Source organism: Mesorhizobium sp. M1409 (genome assembly GCF_040317535.1).
Classification (GTDB): domain Bacteria; phylum Pseudomonadota; class Alphaproteobacteria; order Rhizobiales; family Rhizobiaceae; genus Mesorhizobium.
The window spans coordinates 1-601 of sequence record NZ_JAMYKV010000166.1 but is presented as its reverse complement, the minus strand read 5'-3'; the positions used below and the strand labels follow the sequence as shown (position 1 = coordinate 601).

Below are 601 nucleotides of genomic sequence, written 5' to 3'. Positions count from 1 at the left end.
GGCGAAATGCTGACCGCGCGCACCTCCGAACGGCAGGGGCGCCTGATCGACCGCGACGAAGCCGGCTCGATGGAAAAGAAGAAGCGCGAGGGGTACTTTTGACCATGCGCCACATCATGGCAAAGAGCCTCGCACCCACCGACGGCGTTCGCGACTATCTGGCGGCGCAAGAGAAGAAGTCGCTGCTGCGCTTCCTGACCTGCGGTTCCGTCGATGACGGCAAGTCGACGCTGATCGGGCGCCTGCTTTCCGACACCAAGCAGATTTTCGAGGACCAGCTCGCCGCGCTCGAGCGCGATTCGCGCAAGCATGGCACCACCGGTGACGACATCGATTTCGCTTTGCTGGTCGACGGTCTCGAGGCCGAGCGTGAGCAAGGCATCACCATCGACGTCGCCTACCGCTTCTTCGCTACGCCGAAGCGCAAGTTTATCGTTGCCGACACGCCCGGCCACGAACAGTACACGCGCAACATGGCGACCGGCGCCTCGACCGCCGACCTGGCGATCGTGCTGATCGATGCCCGGCAAGGGGTGCTGCGCCAGACCAGGCGCCATTCGATCATCGCCTCGCTGCTCGGCATCCGCCACATCGTGCTGGC

1 protein-coding gene and 1 pseudogene are annotated in these 601 nt (G+C 64.2%); both read left to right on the top strand.

Annotated features, from left to right (window positions below; all coding sequences use genetic code 11):
- Positions 1–102 (top strand): annotated as a pseudogene (locus tag NKG99_RS35865) (sulfate adenylyltransferase subunit CysD); the annotation flags it as partial.
- Positions 103–104: 2 nt separating this feature from the next.
- Positions 105–601: GTP-binding protein (locus NKG99_RS35860; protein WP_352874194.1), on the top strand; the 497-nt coding region annotated here is incomplete at its 3' end.